This window comes from Chitinophaga sp. XS-30, from assembly GCF_008086345.1.
GTDB lineage: Bacteria > Bacteroidota > Bacteroidia > Chitinophagales > Chitinophagaceae > Chitinophaga.
The window spans coordinates 3438911-3458715 of record NZ_CP043006.1 but is presented as its reverse complement, the minus strand read 5'-3'; the positions used below and the strand labels follow the sequence as shown (position 1 = coordinate 3458715).

At 53.3% G+C, this 19805-nt stretch carries 9 protein-coding genes; 8 read left to right on the top strand and 1 reads right to left on the bottom strand.

The window, feature by feature from the left end; all coding sequences use genetic code 11:
* The first annotated feature begins 8 nt into the window (after positions 1 to 8).
* The 7 genes from FW415_RS14160 (at position 9) to FW415_RS14130 (ending at position 14299) form a co-directional block, all read left to right on the top strand.
* The gene (locus FW415_RS14160) at positions 9 to 1604 is read left to right on the top strand and encodes a solute:sodium symporter family transporter (protein WP_148386101.1); all 1596 of its coding nucleotides are present in this window, start codon (positions 9 to 11) and stop codon (positions 1602 to 1604) included.
* 300 nt (positions 1605 to 1904) lie between these two features.
* Positions 1905 to 5135 (top strand): TonB-dependent receptor, encoded by a 3231-nt coding sequence (locus FW415_RS14155; RefSeq protein ID WP_148386099.1) that lies wholly within the window; start codon positions 1905 to 1907, stop codon positions 5133 to 5135.
* Positions 5136 to 5159: 24 nt separating this feature from the next.
* Positions 5160 to 7073, top strand: a complete 1914-nt coding sequence (locus FW415_RS14150; protein ID WP_148386097.1) for a RagB/SusD family nutrient uptake outer membrane protein — start codon at positions 5160 to 5162, stop codon at positions 7071 to 7073.
* Positions 7074 to 7104: 31 nt separating this feature from the next.
* Positions 7105 to 8364, top strand: coding sequence for a DUF5000 domain-containing lipoprotein (locus FW415_RS14145; RefSeq protein WP_210420693.1), 1260 nt, complete (start codon positions 7105 to 7107; stop codon positions 8362 to 8364).
* 23 nt (positions 8365 to 8387) lie between these two features.
* The gene (locus FW415_RS14140) at positions 8388 to 9611 is read left to right on the top strand and encodes a DUF4998 domain-containing protein (protein ID WP_148386093.1); all 1224 of its coding nucleotides are present in this window, start codon (positions 8388 to 8390) and stop codon (positions 9609 to 9611) included.
* 53 nt (positions 9612 to 9664) lie between these two features.
* Positions 9665 to 12043, top strand: coding sequence for a glycoside hydrolase N-terminal domain-containing protein (locus tag FW415_RS14135; protein ID WP_246858744.1), 2379 nt, complete (start codon positions 9665 to 9667; stop codon positions 12041 to 12043).
* 36 nt (positions 12044 to 12079) lie between these two features.
* Positions 12080 to 14299, top strand: coding sequence for an alpha-galactosidase (locus FW415_RS14130; RefSeq protein ID WP_148386092.1), 2220 nt, complete (start codon positions 12080 to 12082; stop codon positions 14297 to 14299).
* A 22-nt stretch (positions 14300 to 14321) separates the two neighbouring features.
* On the opposite strand, the gene FW415_RS14125 is transcribed toward FW415_RS14130, so the two are convergent.
* On the bottom strand, positions 14322 to 14675 hold the full coding sequence (locus tag FW415_RS14125; RefSeq protein ID WP_148386090.1) for a nuclear transport factor 2 family protein: 354 nt from the start codon (positions 14673 to 14675) through the stop codon (positions 14322 to 14324).
* A 203-nt stretch (positions 14676 to 14878) separates the two neighbouring features.
* On the opposite strand from FW415_RS14125, the gene FW415_RS14120 reads away from it, so the two are divergent.
* Positions 14879 to 19705, top strand: a complete 4827-nt coding sequence (locus tag FW415_RS14120; RefSeq protein WP_305764220.1) for a PKD domain-containing protein — start codon at positions 14879 to 14881, stop codon at positions 19703 to 19705.
* Positions 19706 to 19805 lie beyond the last annotated feature (100 nt).

Sequence of the window (19805 nt, the reverse complement as noted above, 5' to 3'; positions counted from 1 at the left end):
GCATTATTATGAATCTTACCATACTTCTGAGCTTCCTGTTCGTAACGGTTGTGGCGGCACTGGCATCCATCTATGCCACGAGAAAAAAACAGCAGCAAACACCGGTGGGCTTTTACCTCGGCAACCGCAGCCTGGGTTTCTGGATGATCGGCAGCTCCATGTTCCTTACCAATATGAGCGCGAACCAGTTCATCGGCGAGAACGAGTTCGTTTACACCACCAATATGTCCGTCATGGCATGGGGCATGAGCTCTGTGCTGGCCATGCTGATCGTGGCGGAATTCCTGATGCCGGTGTACCTGAAGATCGGTGCGGTAACCACGCCTGACTTCCTGGCTAAAAGATTCGATGTGCAAACGCAACGGATCGTTTCCGTCATCTTTCTTCTCGGATACCTGGTGAACCTCATCCCTTCCGTGCTGTATGGCTGCGCAGTGGCCATCAACGGGATCTTTCGCGTGGATGAATGGCTTGGCATCAGTTACTTTTCCGCTATCCGGCTGATCGTGCTGATCGTGGGCATTGTGGGCTGCCTGTACAATGTGCTGGGCGGCCTTCGGGCCATCACCATTACCGATGTGGTGCAGGGCATCGGTATGCTGATCGGTGCAAGCCTGATCGTATGGTACGGGTTCCGCTACCTGGGCGATGGCAGTATCCGGCAGGGTGTTGAAACCCTGACGTTCTCGCACCGGGAACACCTGAATGCGATCGGCGGCCCCGGAGATGTGCTGCCATTCGGTACACTGTTTACCGGTATGCTGCTGATCAATATCTACTACTGGGGCATGGAGCAATATATCGTACAGGAAGCCCTGGCCTCCAAAAACCTCAAGGAAAGCCAGAAAGGCATAGCCCTTGCCGCTGTCGGGAAACTGTTTGCGCCGCTTTTGCTGAATGTTCCGGGATTGATAGCTGTGCATTTATATCCCGGCCTGGATAATACCGCTACTGTCTTCCCGCGCCTGGTGAGCGATATTCTGCCGCCTGTTTTCATCGGGCTGGTGGCTGCCGTGGTTTTCGGAGGAGCGCTCAGTACCTTCAATGCCGGGCTGAACAGTACCGGCACCTTATTTACCATGAACCTGTTCCGGCCCTGGCTGGAAAGGAAAGGCCGCCCCGCCGATGAGCACAGGCTGCTCCGCAGCGGAAAAACGCTGCAGATCGGTGTGACCATCGCAGCCATAGTGTTCTCTCCCTATATCATGTATTTCGATGGCGGCTTTTACAACTACCTGCAGAAAGTAAGCAGCTTTTTCAGCGTGCCGGTCTTTACCATCATGGTGGTGGGCCTGCTGACCAGGAAAGTGCCTCCCCTGGCTGCCAAGATCGGGATCACATTCTTTGCGACGGTATATACGGCTACGCAGTTCCTGTTCGATACAGGATTCCACTACCTGCATGTGCTGGCCATATTATTCCTTGTCACCACGGCCCTGATGCTTTTGATCGGCCGCCTGAAGCCCATGGCCAGGGCTTTTGCACTGCCGCAGCAACCTGTGTTGAATAATCCGCCGTGGAAAAACCGTTTTGGATATTATATACTGCTGCTGGTGCTGATGGTGTCGATATTCATCCTCTTTTCACCGGCAGGCATCGCATAAACGGTTTTCCAGGGCTTTGATATTATCATCTTGATTAGTGATACCCTTTTGCCCAAACAGCGGTTTTTTTTTGGCGGATCGGATTAATGTAATAAATTAGCATTATAGTATAGGATAGTATAGAATAGATGATAGCCATACTACCCTTATCACGTTATGAATCAATAAGATAAATAAACACGTTATGCGCCATACCGTCATGTGCCAACCGTAAGTCTCAACCTTTGATTATCTGTCAACCGTATGTTTTAATGCATTTAGCATGGCGATAGCGCCAGTCAACATCTCAATCGCTTGAATATGAATTTCAGATTTACCTGCTTTAACAGCCTGAAGCGTTTGGCTTGCCGCTTGCTGGCCGTTCCACTTTTCTTCATTTTTTCGGCGCATGCTTTCGCGCAAAGCACCGGGCCACTGAGCGGCTTTGTGCTGGACAGTGCTACACGGGCGCCGATAGACCGGGCGTCTGTGGTCATAAAAGGCACCCGCCAGGGAACGAGTACGGACAGGTCGGGCGCCTTTACGCTGGATGTTTCCGGCAACCAGGCATTGCTCGAATTTACCTGCGTGGGTTACAAACCCAGAGAACTGATGGTTCAGAAAGGAAAGCCGCTGACGGTGTACCTGTCCCCGGCAATCGATACTTTCGGCGCGGTAGTGATCACGGCTTTCGGCCGCAAAGAGCGGCGCGAGGCAGTGGTAGGCTCTGTTACATCCATACAACCGGGAGAGCTGAAGATCCCGGCCAGCAATCTCACCAATGCCCTGGCTGGAAAAGTGGCCGGCGTTATTTCTTTTCAAAGGGGCGGACAGCCGGGGCTGGACAACTCCTCATTTTTCATCCGCGGCGTGACTACACTCGGTTACAGCAACAGCCCGCTTATTCTTGTTGACAATATTGAACTGACGGCCAACGATCTGGCCAGGATACAGGTAGATGACATCGCCAGTTTTTCCATCCTGAAAGATGCCAGCGCAGCTGCCCTATACGGTGCCAGAGGCGCCAACGGCGTCATACTGGTGACCACCAAAGAGGGCAAAGCCGGCAAGGCCAAGGTGGAACTGCGGGTGGAATCCGCTATTTCCGCGCCTACGAAAAGCATCAAACTGGCGGACCCTATCACTTATATGCGCACCTACAACGAAGCGCTGACCACAAGGGACCCGCTGGCCACACCGTTCTACAGTCCAAATAAAATCATCGGCACACAGAAAACCCTGAACGGGGAAGGCGGCATTTATCCCTACATCTACCCTGCCGTGGATTGGGTGAAAGAGATATTCAAGGAACGCACCAATACGCACCGCGCGAATTTCAGCGTAAGCGGCGGCAATGATCTGGCGAAATATTATGTGGCCGGCTCTTATTCGAGAGATAACGGTATTCTGCAGGTCAACCCTGTCAATAATTTCAATTCGGGGATGCGCTTCGAGAACTACCAGCTGAGGGCGAATACCAGCATCAAGGTCACGCCTACTACCGAAGTGGGCGTTCGCCTCTGGGGCAATTTCAATGAATATATCGGCCCCATCAGCAACCAGGGCGGCGGCTTTGCAACGGACCTCTACTCGCAGGCCCTGCATTCCAGTCCGGTTGCTTTCCAGGCTTATTATTTGCCGGACAGCGCCAACCGCAATACCAGACACATCCTGTTCGGCAATGCGGTCAACCAGACCGGCAACCTGCAATCCAATCCCTATGCATCACTGATGTACGGGTACAAGAGTTTCTCCGAATCGCGCATGTCTGCCCAGTTCGAGGTAAACCAGAACCTGAAGTTCATTGTACCCGGACTGACCTTTTTCGGATTGTTCAGCACCAACCGTTATTCCTATTTTGATGTCAGCCGCAATTATCTTCCCTTCTACTACGGCATACAGAGTTTTGACGAGCAGGCCGGCGAATACAAGCTCAGCTGGCTCAATCCTCAGCCCGGTGCTGCAAGGGAATACCTCGGTTACCAGGAAGGGCCTAAATATCTGAATACCTATCTGTACATGCTCGGGAGGATAGACTACAGCAACGCCTTCGGTCAGCATACCGTTGGCGCCTCCCTTATCGGCACACGGCAGCAAACGCTCAACGGGAATGCCGGGAGCCTCCAGGCCTCCTTGCCCAACCGCAACCTGGGCCTTTCCGGCCGGGCAAGCTATTCCTACGATAACCGTTATTTCGCTGAATTCAATTTTGGCTACAACGGATCGGAAAAATTCGCGCCTGCGCACCGTTACGGTTTCTTCCCTACGATCGGTGCGGGATGGGTGATCTCCAATGAAAAATTCTGGCAGGGCGGCGTCAGCGAAGTGATCACCAGGCTCAAGCTGCGCGGCAGTTATGGCCTGGTGGGCAATGATGCCATCGGCGATCCCAACACGCAACGTTTCTTCTACCTGTCCAACGTAGCGCCCAATGCAGGGCCGGGCGCCTCCTTCGGCACCAATAATTCCGTGACGATGAACGGCACGGTGATCTATGCTTATCCCAATCCAGATGTGACCTGGGAAACCTCCCGCAAAACGAACCTTGCAGCGGAGATCACTTTGTTCAACAGCCTGAACCTGGTGGCGGAGGTGTACCGGGAGAACAGGTACAACATCCTGATACAGCGTGGGTACATTCCCGTTACGGTGGGCATAGAGAACGCGGCCCTCAGCAATCTCCGCTCCAACCTGGGCAAAGCGCTTTCCGAGGGGCTTGACCTGAACCTGAACTACCGCAAAGATTTCAATTCCGGCCTGTGGGCTTCCGCATTGGGCAACCTCACCGTTACCCGCAACAAGGTGATCCACCTGGAGGAGCCGGAGTACCGCAATCCCTGGAGTTACCGCACCGGCGGGATGATCAGCCAGCCCTTCGGCTACATCGCAGAAAGGCTTTTCGTGGACGACAAGGAAGCGCGCAATTCACCAACGCAGATATTCGGAGATTATCTGCCCATGGGTGGCGATATCAAGTACCGCGATATCAACCAGGACGGTGTGATCGACCAGGACGATATGGTGCCCATCGGCCTCCCCTCCACGCCCCAGATCATTTATGGTGCGGGTTTTTCCGTGGGGTATAAAGGTTTTGATCTCAGCGCCTTCTTCCAGGGTTCGGCCAGATCATCTTTCTTTATTGATCCTTCCGCCCGTACCGATTTCAACGCCGGCGTATTCGGTACCGCACCCTTCGCCAATAATGCGCAGATATTGCAGGCTTATGCAGACGATCACTGGTCCGCCGAAAATCAGAACCTGTACGCGCTCTGGCCCAGGCTCTCCACCTACGAGATCCCGAACAATCAGCAAACCAGCACCTGGTGGCTGCGGGACGGCAGCTTCATTCGCCTCAAATCCGTGGAAGGCGGCTACACGCTCCCAAAAAAATGGAGCAGGCCGGCACACATGAACAGCGTACGCATTTATTTCAGCGGTTTGAATCTGCTGACCTTCAGCAAATTCAAATTATGGGACCCGGAGCTGGCCGGAAATGGCTTCGCTTACCCGATCCAGAAAGTATATAACGTTGGCCTGAAATTCGAATTCTAGCCTGTAACGATAAAAAAAGAGGATATGAAGATCATCTTAAAAATATTCCTGGCCGGTTGCATCATGACTGTATTGCCCGGGTGCAAAAAATACCTCGATGTAACACCGGACAATGTGGCCACACTGTCCAGTTCATTCAGCAACGCCAATGAATCGCAGGCCTACCTTTTCGGCTGCTATGCCAATCTCCAGCAGTTGGCGGACGTGAGAAGGAACCCGGGTTTCACTGCTTCCGGCGAGATCATATTTCCCATCAATATGCAGGATCAGACTACGCTGGGGGGACAAGGCGGCGATGGCGGCTTTAACCTGATGCGCGGATTGCAGAACAGCCTGAATCCCCTGCATAATTACTGGGACGGATATAACCTGGGGCTACGGCTTTGGGAATCCATCCGCATGTGCAATATCTTCCTGGCCAATATTCATTTGCCGCTGGATGTGCAGCCTTATGAAAGGCAACGCTGGTCCGCAGAGGCGAAATTCCTGAAAGCATATTACCACTACTGGCTGCTGCGGATGTACGGGCCTATTCCCATTGCGGATGCCGCCATTCCCATCAATGCCGGCTCTGAAGAAGTACGGCAGCAGCAGCAAACGCTGGATTCCTGCTTCAATTACGTGATCAAAACGCTGGATGAGGCCATTGCCGGTCTGCCTCCCGCCATACAGAACGCTGCAGCTGAAGCCGGACGCATCACGTCCACCATTGCGCTGGCCGTCAAAGCGGAAGTGCTCGCCACACAAGCCAGCCCGCTTTTCAACGGCAATCCGGATTATGTTTCTTTCAAAAACAAGAGCGGGCAACCGCTGTTCCCCGCCACGATGGACCCGCTCAAATGGGAACGCGCCGCCGAAGCATGCAGGATAGCAATAGATGCGGCTGTGGAAGCGGGAGCCAAACCGTATGAACTGCGGATACAGGGCAACATCGTCAGCATGTCCGACCAGACGCGGCAACTGCTCACACTGCAGGGCGCTTTTGTGGACGGCTGGAACCCCGAACAGGTCTGGACGCTCAACCCGCATTACGGCTGGCAGTACATGTCCATGCCCAGGGTAACCGCAGAAGCTGCGGCCAACGTGTTCGCCGTCTATTCCAATTTCTCCGTACCGGTGGCCACATCAGAGATATTTTACACCCGCAATGGTGTGCCGCTTAATGAAGACAAGACCTGGGATTATGCGGGCCGCTATCAGCTGCAGACCGGGGATGAAGCGCACCGTTATTATATCAGGCAGGACTATACGACCGTAAAAGGCAATTTCTTCCGGGAGCCGCGCTATTATTCCAGCGTTGCTTTCGATGGCGCCACCTGGTTCGGATCAGGCAATACGAATGACAACAATCCGAATTATGTGAACGCGGTGAATGGTTATGCTTCGCCACCCGACCGTACCCGGTACAACGCCACCGGCTACTGGCCCAAAAAACTGGTGCATTACCAGTCCGTACCCGGCCAGAATACCGTATGGCAAACCTATCCCTGGACCTTCATCCGCCTTTCCGGCCTGTGGCTGCTGTATGCGGAATGCCTGAATGAGGCTTACGGTCCGGATGGGGAAGTGTATTCCTGGATCGACAAGGTGAGGGAACGCGCCGGGCTGCCGGGTGTGCTGGAATCCTGGGCGCAATACTCCCGCAATCCTAACAAGCCCGCCACCAAAGAAGGGCTCCGCCAGATCATCCACCAGGAAAGAAGGATTGAGCTGGCCTTTGAAGGCCAGGCGGGCTGGGACCTCCGCCGCTGGAAAGAACTGCAGGCGGTGCTCTCCTCCCCCTTCCAGGGATGGAGCGTATTCAACCGGAGCATTGCGGGTTACTACCAGCTGAGCACCGTGTACCAGCCTTCATTTGGATTAAGGGACTATCTGTTCCCCATACAGGAATACGATCTGATCACCAACTCCAATCTCGTTCAAACACCCTACTGGTGATCTTTCGTCAAGAACCGTTCAAAAAATGACTATGGCAAATCAATATACAATACCGTTATGGCGCATGCTGCCTGTTGCATTGGCCGTGATGACGTTTTCCTGCAGCAAGGTCAACGATTATAAAGATGTCGTTTCGCAGGACAAGACAAAGCCTGACCCGGTGTCTAATGTGAAAGTGCAAAATGAGGCAGGCGCGGCGATCATCACTTACGATCTCCCCGAATCGGACAATATCCTCTACGTGCAGGCCAACTATATGATCAACGATCAGGCCAGCCGGCAAACCAAATCATCATTCTATTCAGATACGATCCTCGTAGGCGGTTTTGAAAAGAATGCGGACTATACCGTAACGCTGTACACGGTGAGCAGGGCGGATGTAAAATCAGACCCCGTGGAAGTTACCGTGCATCCCGGCGTTCCGGCCTACCTGCAGGCGTTCCCCACCATTGAAACGAAGCCGGATTTCGGCGGGGTAAACATCAATGTGCTGAACCTTTCCAAAGCTAACCTGGGCATCGTTACCATTGCACAGGACGCGGTCACCAAACAGTATGAGATCATTCATCAGAACTATACGAACAGCGACACGATTTCCTACAGCCTGCGCGGATATGATACCATCCCGAAAGACTTTGGCATTTATATTACCGATGAATGGGGGAATATATCAGACACGCTCTTCTCTACGATAACGCCGATCTTTGAAGTGCAGATGGATAAATCCAGGTTCAGTCCATATGTACTCGGCACCGATGCCCGCACAGGCTTTGGCTGGGAGATACAAAACCTCTGGAATGGCAATACGGGATCACCGGGTTATCATACCGAGCAACCCATTCAGCCTTTAGTATGGCCTGCCGTGATCACGTTCGATATGGGCCAGACGGCCAAGCTGAGCCGGTACACGATCTGGAACCGCGGGATTGACGGTAGCGGCAACTGGCTCTGGCAGGCCGGAGCACCGTTGAGCTGGACCTTATGGGGACGGGCATCCGATCCTGTGGATGAAACGCTGCCTGACGGCCCCGGCGCACCCGGTGTGGGCGAAACCTCTCCCAACGGCTGGATCAATCTCGGCACTTTCCGCCTGCTGCCCAAACCATCCGGACTCCCCAATCCGCAGTACACGAATGCGGACCTCGATTTCTGGAATGCAGGTTTCAGCTACAATTTTTCGCTCGATCTGCCCAAGGTGCGGTACATCCGTTTCCAGTGCCTGGAGAACGCATCGCTCACCAATAACTTTTTCAACGTCGCCGAGTTGACATTCTGGGGAGATCCCAGGTAATTCATAAAAGAGCCTATATGTATATGAAAAATTCATTGCTGCTTCGGATAACGGTTTTGGCCGGCCTGCTGGCTTCCTGCTCGCAGCAGCCGGATGATTTCAAAAGTTTTCTCAACGGGCAGGAACTTAAATACCCCGGCGCCATTACGCAGGCATTCACCAGGCCCGGCAACCTGCGTATCGGCATCGGCTGGTCGCCCAGCGCTGATCCCTCTGTTGCAAAGTACAGGGTGTACTGGAATAACTATGCAGATTCCGTGGATGTGGCAGCAGCTACACACAGCCCTTCCGATACGGTTTTCGCCATCATCGATAACCTGCAGGAATATACGTATTCCTTCTTCGTGTATTCGCTGGATGCAAAAGGCAACCGCTCTATCCCCATCGAGATACAGAATGCGAGAGTATATGGCAATACGTACAGGCAAAGCCTGATGAACCGGCCCATCAACCTCACGGAGCCTTACAAGCTGCTGAATGACGAGGGCAACGAACTTACCCTTAATTTCCTGACACCGGACAGCACAAATATCATGACCTATATCCGGTACACCGCCACGGATAACGAACTGAAGGAAGTGGCTTTACCTCCCGGTCAGCAGTCGGTCACGCTGAACGATTTCCGGTACGGCACCAAAGTGGCGTACCAGTCGTACTACAAACCGGACCCGATAGCGCTGGATACCTTCCCCGCAAGCCTGGTGGATACGTTCCCGCCAATCGAATTCGGCATTGTGAAATGCGACAAGTCCCTTTTCCAGGCAGTCAACCTCCCTTACGATGTGCAGCCCTACGAAGGGCAGACCAGTATAGCCCGCCTGTGGGACGGTTCAGACGGCCCGCAGGGCTATCCGAATATCTTCCACTCCAATGGGGACAGTCCGCTGCCACATCATTTCACGTTTGACATGGGTAAAGTGTATGACAGTCTCAGAACGATGGAAGTGACCGGCCGTGATTGCTGCCATAACCCTGTAGCATACGAGATATGGGGGATTGCCGATATTGCCGGCGCCGCCACTACCGTGCCGGGCAATGATGCGGACTGGAAGGCCGATGCACTGGCTAAAGGCTGGATACTGCTGCAGGAAGTGACCCGTACAGATGATGGAAAGGGACCTTATACCGTCAACTTCTCCACCGAAACGCCGCAGATCCGTTATATCCGGATCAGGATAAAAAGAGTGGACAGCAATGAAAGTGCCTACAGCAACCTGAGTGAGCTGACACCGGGATACAAGAAGTAAAACTTTCATTGCCGGAATATACAGGCGATATTTATAGTCAATAAAAAAGCAATATGGATCAATACAGGAATACCTGCGGCACACCACCAGCACGGCCTGAAAGCAGGAAGAGCGGCAGGATGAAAGTCATCACCGGCCTTGCCCTGCTTTGCTGCGCGGTAAAGGTTTCCGCGCAGGACCGGCCCCTGCAGCTCTGGTTCGACAAACCTGCGGCGCAATGGGAAGAAACGCTTCCGCTCGGGAACGGCCGCCTGGGCATGACGCCGGACGGCGGGGTAGAGAAGGAAAAAATAGTGTTGAACGACATCACCCTCTGGTCAGGCAGTCCGCAGGATGCCAACAATTATGAAGCTTACAAGCATCTGCCCGAAATTAGAAGATTGCTGTCCGCCGGCAGGAATGATGACGCGCAGCGGCTGATCGACAAGAATTTCGTGTGCCTTGGCCCGGGTTCCGGCGGCCCGCAATGGGGCTGCTTCCAGATGCTCGCGGACCTGGACATTGCATACGCTTATGAGAACGGGGCCGCCTATACGAATTATCGCCGCCGGCTTTCGCTGGACAGCGCTATTGCCACCACCTCCTTTCAGATCAATGACATTCAGTATGTGCGCGAATATTTCACCAGCTTTGGCGATGATGTAAGTATCATCAGGCTGAGCGCCAGTGAAAAAGGGAAGATCAGTTTTTCCCTGGGCATCAGCCGGCCGGAGAAAGGAACATCCGCTGTCAGCGGTCAGGTATTGACCTTAGCCGGCCAGTTGGACAACGGAACAGATGGCAAGGGCATGCAGCATCTCACGGAAGTGCGGGTGATCAATACCGGCGGTACACAATTCTCACAGGGAAAGGAACTGGTGGTGGAAGGCGCTGACGAAGCCCTGATCATCATCTCCACGGCAACGGACTTCCGGGAGCCGGGTTACCGGCAACTGGCAGCGAAGAACATGCAGGCCGCGCTCCGGCAACATTACAGCGCACAGCGGGCATCGCATGTCCGCAACTTCCGCAAACTGTTCGGCCGCGTAGCGGTAGACCTGGGAACCGGGCCGGCTGAAAGCCTTACGACCGACAAACGGCTGGCCGCCTATTACCAGCATCCGGAGGAAGACAGATCATTGCCCGCGCTTTTCCTGCAATTCGGCAGGTACCTGAGCATCAGCAGCACCCGGGTGGGCCTGCTGCCACCCAATTTGCAGGGGCTTTGGGCGAACCAGGTACGCACACCCTGGAACGGTGATTATCACCTGGACGTGAACGTACAGATGAATCACTGGCCGGTGGAAATGGCCAATCTCTCCGAACTCAACCTTCCGCTGACGGAACTGGTGCGGGGGCTGGTGAAACCCGGCGAACGGACTGCCAAAGCCTATTACAACGCAGAAGGATGGGTGGCCCATGTGATCACCAATGTCTGGGGCTTCACCGAACCGGGCGAAAGCGCATCCTGGGGCGTTACCAAATCGGGATCAGGATGGCTGTGCAATAATCTGTGGGAACATTATGCCTATACCAATGATATCGCTTACCTGGAAAGCATCTATCCCATCCTGAAAGGATCGGCACAGTTCTACAAAAGCATACTGGTGAAAGATGAAAGAACAGGCTGGCTCGTCACCTCCCCTTCCTCTTCCCCGGAAAACAGCTTCCTGCTCCCGAACGGTAACCATGCCAGCATCTGCACAGGCGCCACGATAGATAACCAGATCATCCGTGAACTTTTTACCAACGTCATCATCGCGGCGGAGCGGCTGAAAACCGATAAAGCGCTGGCCGATACATTGCGTGCGCAATTGCAACAGCTCCCGCCCGCCGGCATCATTGCCCCGGACGGCCGGTTGCAGGAATGGCTGGAAGATTATAAGGAAACAGATCCGCAGCACCGGCATATCTCGCATTTATACGGACTGTACCCGGCCAATCTGATCACCGCCAACGGCACGCCGGAACTGGCCGCAGCCGCAAAGAAATCACTGGAAGTCAGAGGCGATGACGGCCCCAGCTGGGCCATTGCCTACAAACAGCTGTTCTGGGCCCGGCTGCTGGACGGCAACCGCGCGTTCAAACTGCTGCGGGAGCTGCTGAAACCCACACTTCGTACAGACATCAATTACGGCGCAGGTGGCGGTGTATATCCCAACCTGTTCTCCGCAGGCCCTCCCTTCCAGATAGACGGCAACTTCGGCGCCGCAGCAGGCATCATGGAAATGCTGATGCAAAGCCATGCCGGTTACGTGGAGCTGCTTCCCGCAGTGCCGGATCTCTGGAAACCTGCCGGCAAGGTAAAGGGACTGAAGGCCAGGGGAAACCTGACCGTTGATTTTGAATGGGAGAACGGCATCGTCACACAATATAAGATCACATCGCCCCACCGCAAAAAAGTGAAACTTAAGGTGAACGGGCAATTGAAAACCGTGGTAGCAGGAAAATGATCATTCACGCCATACCTGCCACAGCATAAGCAACACATGAATAGCAGAAGGAAAAGGAAGTACAGTACCGGCGCAGCCGTTTGCAGCATCATACTGGTATTTTTAAGTTTTGGTGCAGGCCGCCTGCATGCACAGGAGATCATCATTCCCCTGGTGACGGAAAACAATGCGCTGGTGCTGGAGGCCGGCAAAGCAAAGGAGCTGTCCATCATCTATTTCGGTAAAAAACTGGCCAATGCGCAGGAATACCAACTCGTACCTTCTGCATACCGGCAAACCAGCGATTACAGCGGCCTGCTGAATGCGGCTTACACTCCTTCCGGCTCCCGCAACCTGATGGAACCGGCTATTACAGTAACCCATGCAGATGGCCACCAGTCGCTGGACCTCCGCTACGTTCGCCATGAACAGCAACAGCTTGACCATGATGTTACGCTGCTGAACATTACGCTGAAAGATCCTGTATATGACTTTGAAGTAGTGCTGCATTACAAAGCGTACGTTAAACAGGATGTCATTGAACAATGGTCGGTGATCCGGCACGGGGAAAAGGGGAACGTTACGCTCCACAAATATGCGTCCGCCAATTTATACCTGAAAGCAGGCGGGTTCTGGCTGCAGCAGTATCATGGCGATTGGGCGAAGGAAATGCGGCCGGAAGAATCGAAGATCACCCACGGCATCAAAACCCTGGACTCGAAGCTGGGGACCAGGGCCAATATCTTTCAGCCCTCCGTGTTCATGATCTCGCTGAACGCCCCGGCTTCGGAAGACGAAGGCACCGTGCTCTACGGCGCACTGTCCTACAGCGGGAACTTCCGCACGGATATAGAACTGGATTACCAGGATAATCTGCGGATCATTTCCGGCATCAACAATTATGCATCGCCATATACCCTCAAACCGCGGGAAGCATTTACCACGCCTTCATTCCTCTACATCCTGTCCCAAAAGGGGAAAGGGTACGCCAGCCGCCAGCTGCATGACTGGGCCAGGAATTACCGCATCCTCAACGGGAAAGGCGAACGGCTGACATTGCTCAACAACTGGGAAGCCACTTATTTCGACTTCAACGAAAACAAACTGAAAGCGCTGCTCCGCGATACCAAAAAACTGGGTGTTGATCTTTTTCTGCTCGATGACGGATGGTTTGCCAACAAATATCCCCGCAATAACGACAATGCAGGCTTGGGCGACTGGCAGGAAAACAAGACCAAGCTGCCCAACGGCATTGCCAGCCTGGTCAAAGAAGCCGCGGCCAATGGCGTGAAATTCGGGATATGGGTGGAGCCGGAAATGGTCAACCCCAAAAGCGAATTGTATGAAAAGCATCCCGACTGGGTGGTGAAAGAGCCCGCGCGTGAAGAACATTATTTCCGCAACCAGCTGGTGCTGGACCTCGCCAATCCCGCCGTACAGGATTTCGTGTTCCGCACGATGGACGATCTGTTTACCCGCAATCCCGGCCTGGCCTACATTAAATGGGATTGCAATGCCGTGATCTATAATGCCTATTCCGCTCATCTCGGCAACCACCAAAATCATTTTTACATAGAATATATGCGCGGATTGTACCGTGTGCTGGAACGCATCCGCGCCAAATACCCTGATGTTCCCATGATGCTCTGCTCCGGCGGCGGTGGCCGGGTGGATTACGAAGCCCTGAAGTATTTTACCGAATTCTGGCCCAGTGATAATACAGACCCGCTGGAAAGAATTTTCATGCAATGGGAGTATTCCTATTTTTATCCCGCCGTCGCTACGGCCAACCATGTAACGGATTGGGGGAAACAACCCGTCAAATTCAGAACGGATGTAGCCATGATGGGCAAACTGGGATTTGATATCGTTGTAGCGCATCTGGCTGAAAAAGACCTGGCCTATTGCCGTAATGCCATCAGGGAATATCATTCCTTTAAACACATCGTATGGCAGGGAGATCAATACCGGCTGGCCGATCCCCGGAAAGACGAGATAGCCTCCATTGCGTATATCAGCAAAGACCGTTCTGAAGGCGTTATATTCAATTATCTCACCAGCAACCGGTATGGCGCAGGCAGCAGCCGCCCCATCCGGTTAAAAGGGCTGGACCCTGCGGCCATGTATCAGCTGGAAGAGATCAGCCTGTATCCCGGAACGACCTCTCCCACAGATGCAGACAGGCCGTACTCGGGAGAATTTCTGATGACAGTGGGCTTCAATCCGGAAGTCTCCGGCAGCAGAACGAGCGTGGTGCTGCGGTTGCAGAAAAAATGAGGTGCTGGCGCAGATGGTATGGCTAACTGATGGGCAGATTGTGCAGTTTCAGAAAAGATAGCTTGTCCCAATACCCGCGCTGAAAAACGATCTTGTCGTGCTGCACATGGAAGAACCCGCAGCCGCGAAGGCCGTTGGGGTCTTTCCATTCCAGTATGGCCCATTCCCCATCCTGAAAGATATTCTCCGGAATGCAGATCATTTCCGCCGCGGCAAACTCCCCGGCGAACATCTTTTTAATGGCTTCCCTACCGGTGACCGGCAGGTTGGCCACCTGGTGGTTCGTAGCATCGTCTGCATACAGTTCCGCAATGGCATCCACATCCGCACGGTTGAACGCATCGATCCATTTTTCGAGCACTTCTTTCGGTGTCATTTTGCTATTTTTAGGTGATGTTCCATCGAATATAGTAAAAAAGGCATGCAATATATTGACGGTGTAACCGGAGGCCGCGGCGGTGAAATGATCCAGCACCGGCATTCGGATTTTTTGTGTATTTTGCCGCCGCGAACCTGTATGTCATGTCCCTAAATACCCGGGTAACCCCAAGCGGTGCTTTTACCTATGTTACAATTTTTATGATGCTTTTGCTGAGCGTGGCTGCCCATGCGCAGTTGAAAGCGGATTTTACGCCCAGTAAAACCGGCGATTGCGAAAGCCTGATCACCAAATTCAATGATAATTCTACCGGCAACCCTGTTTCCTGGCAGTGGAACCTGGGCAATGGCTCTACCTCTACGCAGCAAAGCCCCAGCGCCTCTTATACCACCGCCGGCACCTACAAGGTAACATTAACTGTGAAGGACGCTGCGGGCAATACCAGTACCGCGGAAAAGACAGTTACCGTATGGGAGAAGCCCAAGCCTGATTTTACGGCCAGTCCTGCCAAAGGTTGCATCCCCTTTGCGGTGACATTCACGGACAAATCGAACCCTGTGAATGGCAGCATTACCGCTTACAGTTGGGACTTCGGGGATGGCACCACCGGTTCCGGCAGCAGCCCGATACATACTTACAACGATGTATTGTCCCCCGCAGTTACCCTCACCATTACGAACAGCAACGGCTGTACGGCTTCAAAACAGCTCAGTAATATCGTAGATGCGGCGGCTTCGCTGACGGCTAATTTCACCGTATCTGACCGGTTCCTGTGCGCTGCGCCGGCTGCACTGACGGTGACCAATACCACTACCGGTCCGGGTACGCTGACCTATAAATGGGAATTTGGCGATGGCGGCACCGCTTCCGGCGCTAACCCGGGCGCCCATACGTACACGGCCAAAGGCGTTTACAAGGTAAAGCTTACGGTTACCAGCGATAAAGGTTGTACCGCCACCAAAACATCCGAAGATATCAATGTAGCCAATTTCAAAACGGATTTTCAGTTGCCGGCCAGCATCTGCGAGAACAGTTCCGCCACGTTGTTTACGGCAGCCAACAACCCGCAATCCAACAACGTTACCTGGAGCGTTGACAAGGGGTATGTCAACAGCTATGGCGCAACTGCCTACTACTACCCTGCCGGTACCGGCACCGTAAAAGTGACCATGACGGCTGATTACGGCAGCTGCAAGGAGAGCGTGACCAAAGACCTCGTGGTAAAACCTGCACCGAAGGCGAATTTTGTGACCGATCAGCAGGCGATCTGCGATGTACCGGCCACGGTGAAGCTGACGGACCAATCGCAGGACGCCACCAGCTGGAACTGGAGCTTTGGCAACGGGCAATCCTCCACGCAGCAAAATCCTTCTGTCACCTATAACAGCCTGGGATATTTCAATATAAAACTCACTGCCAGCAATGCATCCGGCTGCTCCAGCACGGCAGAGCGTTATGTGTATGTGCAAAAACCGGAGGTCTATGCCTATGCCAGTGTTTCCGAGGGCTGCGAAGGGCTGACCCCTACTTTCAGCAGCTACGTAAATACCGGAGATGCCATTGCCAGCTATGAATGGGATTTTGGTGATGGCAGCCCCAAGTCAACAGAAGCGGCTCCCTCACACACGTATAACAAGGAAGGCGCATACCCTGTAAAGCTGACCTATACAACTGCCAATGGCTGTAAAGGAACAGTGAACCTGTATTCCTACAACACTATCCGGGTATATAAAAAGCCCAAGCCTGATTTTTCATCTCCGCAGGCGCCCCAAGTCTGCGGCAACAACTGGGTGCATTTCAATGGCACTACAGATGTGGGTACAAGCTGGGCCTGGGATTTCGGGGATTACCATACCGGTTCATCGCAGCAAACAAAGCATAGCTACAGGGAACCCGGTACCTACACGGTCAGGCTGACCGTTTCCAATCATAGCTGCAGCGAAACGGTCACCAAAACGGCCTATATCACTGCCGTGAACCCTTTCCCGCGCTTTGCCAGGAAGAATATTGATTGCGATAATCGTACAGAGATCAGCTTTGATGAACTGTCGCTGGGTTCGGTTACCAGCTGGAAATGGAACTGGGGAGATGGAAAAGAAAATACTTACACCGCAAAAACAAGCCCTGTCAGCCACAAATATGATAAAACAGGCGTGTACTTAGTAAAGTTGACCGTTACAGACGGGACCTGCACCAGCACGGATTCCATGAACATCAATGTGTACGCGCCATCCCCTGTTACCATTACTACGGACAAAACAACCCTGTGCGGTAACGAAACGCTCAAAGCCAGCGTAGTGTCTTTGGACAGATCTATCTATACCAACTACTGGTATAACTCCTGGTCTTCTTCAGACGGCACATATCCCAATTGGGCTGATTACAACTCCGAGAATGCTACTTTTATCAACCTCAAACCCGGCAAAAACACCATCCGGTATGTAGCCTATAACCTGCAGGGGTGTACGGACAGCAGCAATAAAGTAGAAGTGAACGTACACGGGCCGCTGGCCAAATTCCTCTCCCCGCCTGTGCTGGAATGCCGGGGCACCGAGCTTACTTTTACTGACCAAACGGACGTTTCCGGAGGAAAACCCATAAAATCCTGGTCATGGGATTTTGGCGATGGCACTCCCGCAAAAGTATTTACCGCGCCTCCTTTCAAACACACCTACAACAGGTCCGGCTATTTCTATCCAAGGCTGACGGTCACGGACGAAGACGGCTGTACCAGCTCCGCTGACGGTTCCTATCTGCAGGTGAACGGCCCCAACGCGGATTTTGTGCCAAGTGCAACACTGATACCGCCCGGCGGCAACATATGGTTCTACAACTATACCACGGAAACGGGCGGCAATGCCACCTACCAGTGGGACTTTGGCGACAATACCTCTTCCACGGACAACAGTCCGTACAAGACCTATCCCGATAAAGGCGTCTATACCGTAAAACTGCTGGCGAAGGACGATAACGGCTGCATAGACAGCGCCAAAAAACAGGTCAAGGTATCCAGCGTCAGCGCAGGCTTCACGGTCAGCACTTCATTTGTGAATAACAGCGGCTGCCCGCCGGTGACAGCACGTTTCACCAATACCTCCGTTAACCATGCCAGCTCATATTGGGATTTCGGCGATGGCAGCTTTTCCACCATCAGCAATCCCTCTCATACCTATACCTATGCGGGGAAGTATAAAGTGAAGCTGAAAGTGGTGGGCGATGCCGATACGGAGGATGAATATGAGCAGGAAGTGGAAGTAAAGGGACCTTACGCCACCATTACAACCTCCGCCAACGGCGGCTGCCTCACAAAAGAGATCGAATTCCAGGTAGATGCATCTAATGCGGTCAATTTCGCCTGGGATTTTACAGATGGTATTGTTACCGAAACAACGGATGCCACCATCAAACATACCTTTAAAGACCCCGGCATTTACAAGCCCCGCCTCATCCTGTCAGACCAGGCGGGCTGTAAAGGCACTGCTTTCCTGGACGGGCCGATCGTTATCGACAAACTGGATGTAGCACTGACATCCGCGCCGGCGTTCATTTGTGATGAAGGCTGGATCACTTTTACGCCCGCTTTCAACAGTTATTCCATTGATGAACTGAAAGAAGAAGCGCAATATCAATGGACGTTTGAGCCAGGGCTGCCCGTGGAAAATGAGGCCACTGCCACGCCCGGTTTTTACCTTGATAAAACGCAGGGGTATAATTTCACGCTTACCACTACTACCGCTTACGGCTGTACGCAAACCGTAAGCAAAACGATATATGCCTATCCCAAACCCGTATCGGCCATTACCGGGCCTTTGCAGACCTGCCAGGATGCGCCCGTAAGCTTCAGCGGAACCGTGAGCAATATGAACGATGTTACCTGGAAATGGGATTTCGGCAATAACAATACAGGCGCCGTACAGCAACCTGCTGATCAGGTATATGACAAGCCGGGGCCTTCAGCAGTGGCGCTCATCGTTACCAGCAAAGACGGCTGCAGCGATACCACACATCATAACATCGCTATCGTACCGGCGCCTGTGGTGAATGCAACTGCCGCGTCAGGAGTCATATGTCTCGGCAACAGCACCACGCTGAGCGCCGGCGGCGGTGTTGCTTATCAATGGTCGCCGGCCACGGACCTGAGCAATCCCCTCGCCCCCGATCCTGTAGCAGCTCCCCGGGAGAACACCACTTACGAGGTAACCGTGACGGATGCCAACGGATGCAGCAATACAGATGATATAAGTATCCGCGTAGCGCAACCATTCACGATAAAAGCCACGCCGGATACGGTACTGTGCCTCGGGCATGTGCTGCCCTTGCAGGTGTCGGGCGCTGATCATTACGTATGGACGGGAGAAGGCCTGGATGATGCCGCCAGCCCCTATCCGCATGCCACCATCAAAGCAACGGGAAGTTATACCTACCAAGTAACCGGTTACGATGCCGACGGCTGTTTCACCCATGACACATCGCTGGTTGTCAGCGTGCACCCCTCACCTGTCATCAATGCAGGGCCGGACCGTACAGCGATGGCAGGTGTACCCGTAACGCTGGGTACGCAAGGCAGTCTGGATATCGTAAAATGGACCTGGACGCCGCCGGACTATCTTGACTGTGCCGACTGCCCGACACCTGTGGCCCGGCCCAATATATCCACCAACTATACCGTGGCAGTAGAGAACATTTACGGCTGCAAGGCCGCGGATGAAGTGCTGGTGAACCTGGTCTGCGATATGGGCGCTGTATTTCTCCCCAATGCCTTTACCCCGGACAATGATGGTGTAAATGACCGGTTCTATCCCAAAGGACGCGGTGTAAAAGAAGTGGCATGGATGCGCATCTACGACAGATGGGGCAGCCTGGTATTTGAAAAAACAAATTTTCAGATCAACAATGCCGCCGCCGGCTGGGATGGCACCCGGAAAGGCCAGGCAGTGCCATACGGCAGTTACGTCTATGCCATCGAGACCGTCTGCGAGGATGGGACCACTTTCCTGTTCAGGGGAACGGTTCTGGTGATCAGGTAACTGATTGACAGCGGCTGTCCGTTTTCCGCCAATGCTGATCTTTCCACCCTGTCCCTGAATTTTAATTTGTAATTTCTTACGGTTATATTTGAGTATATAG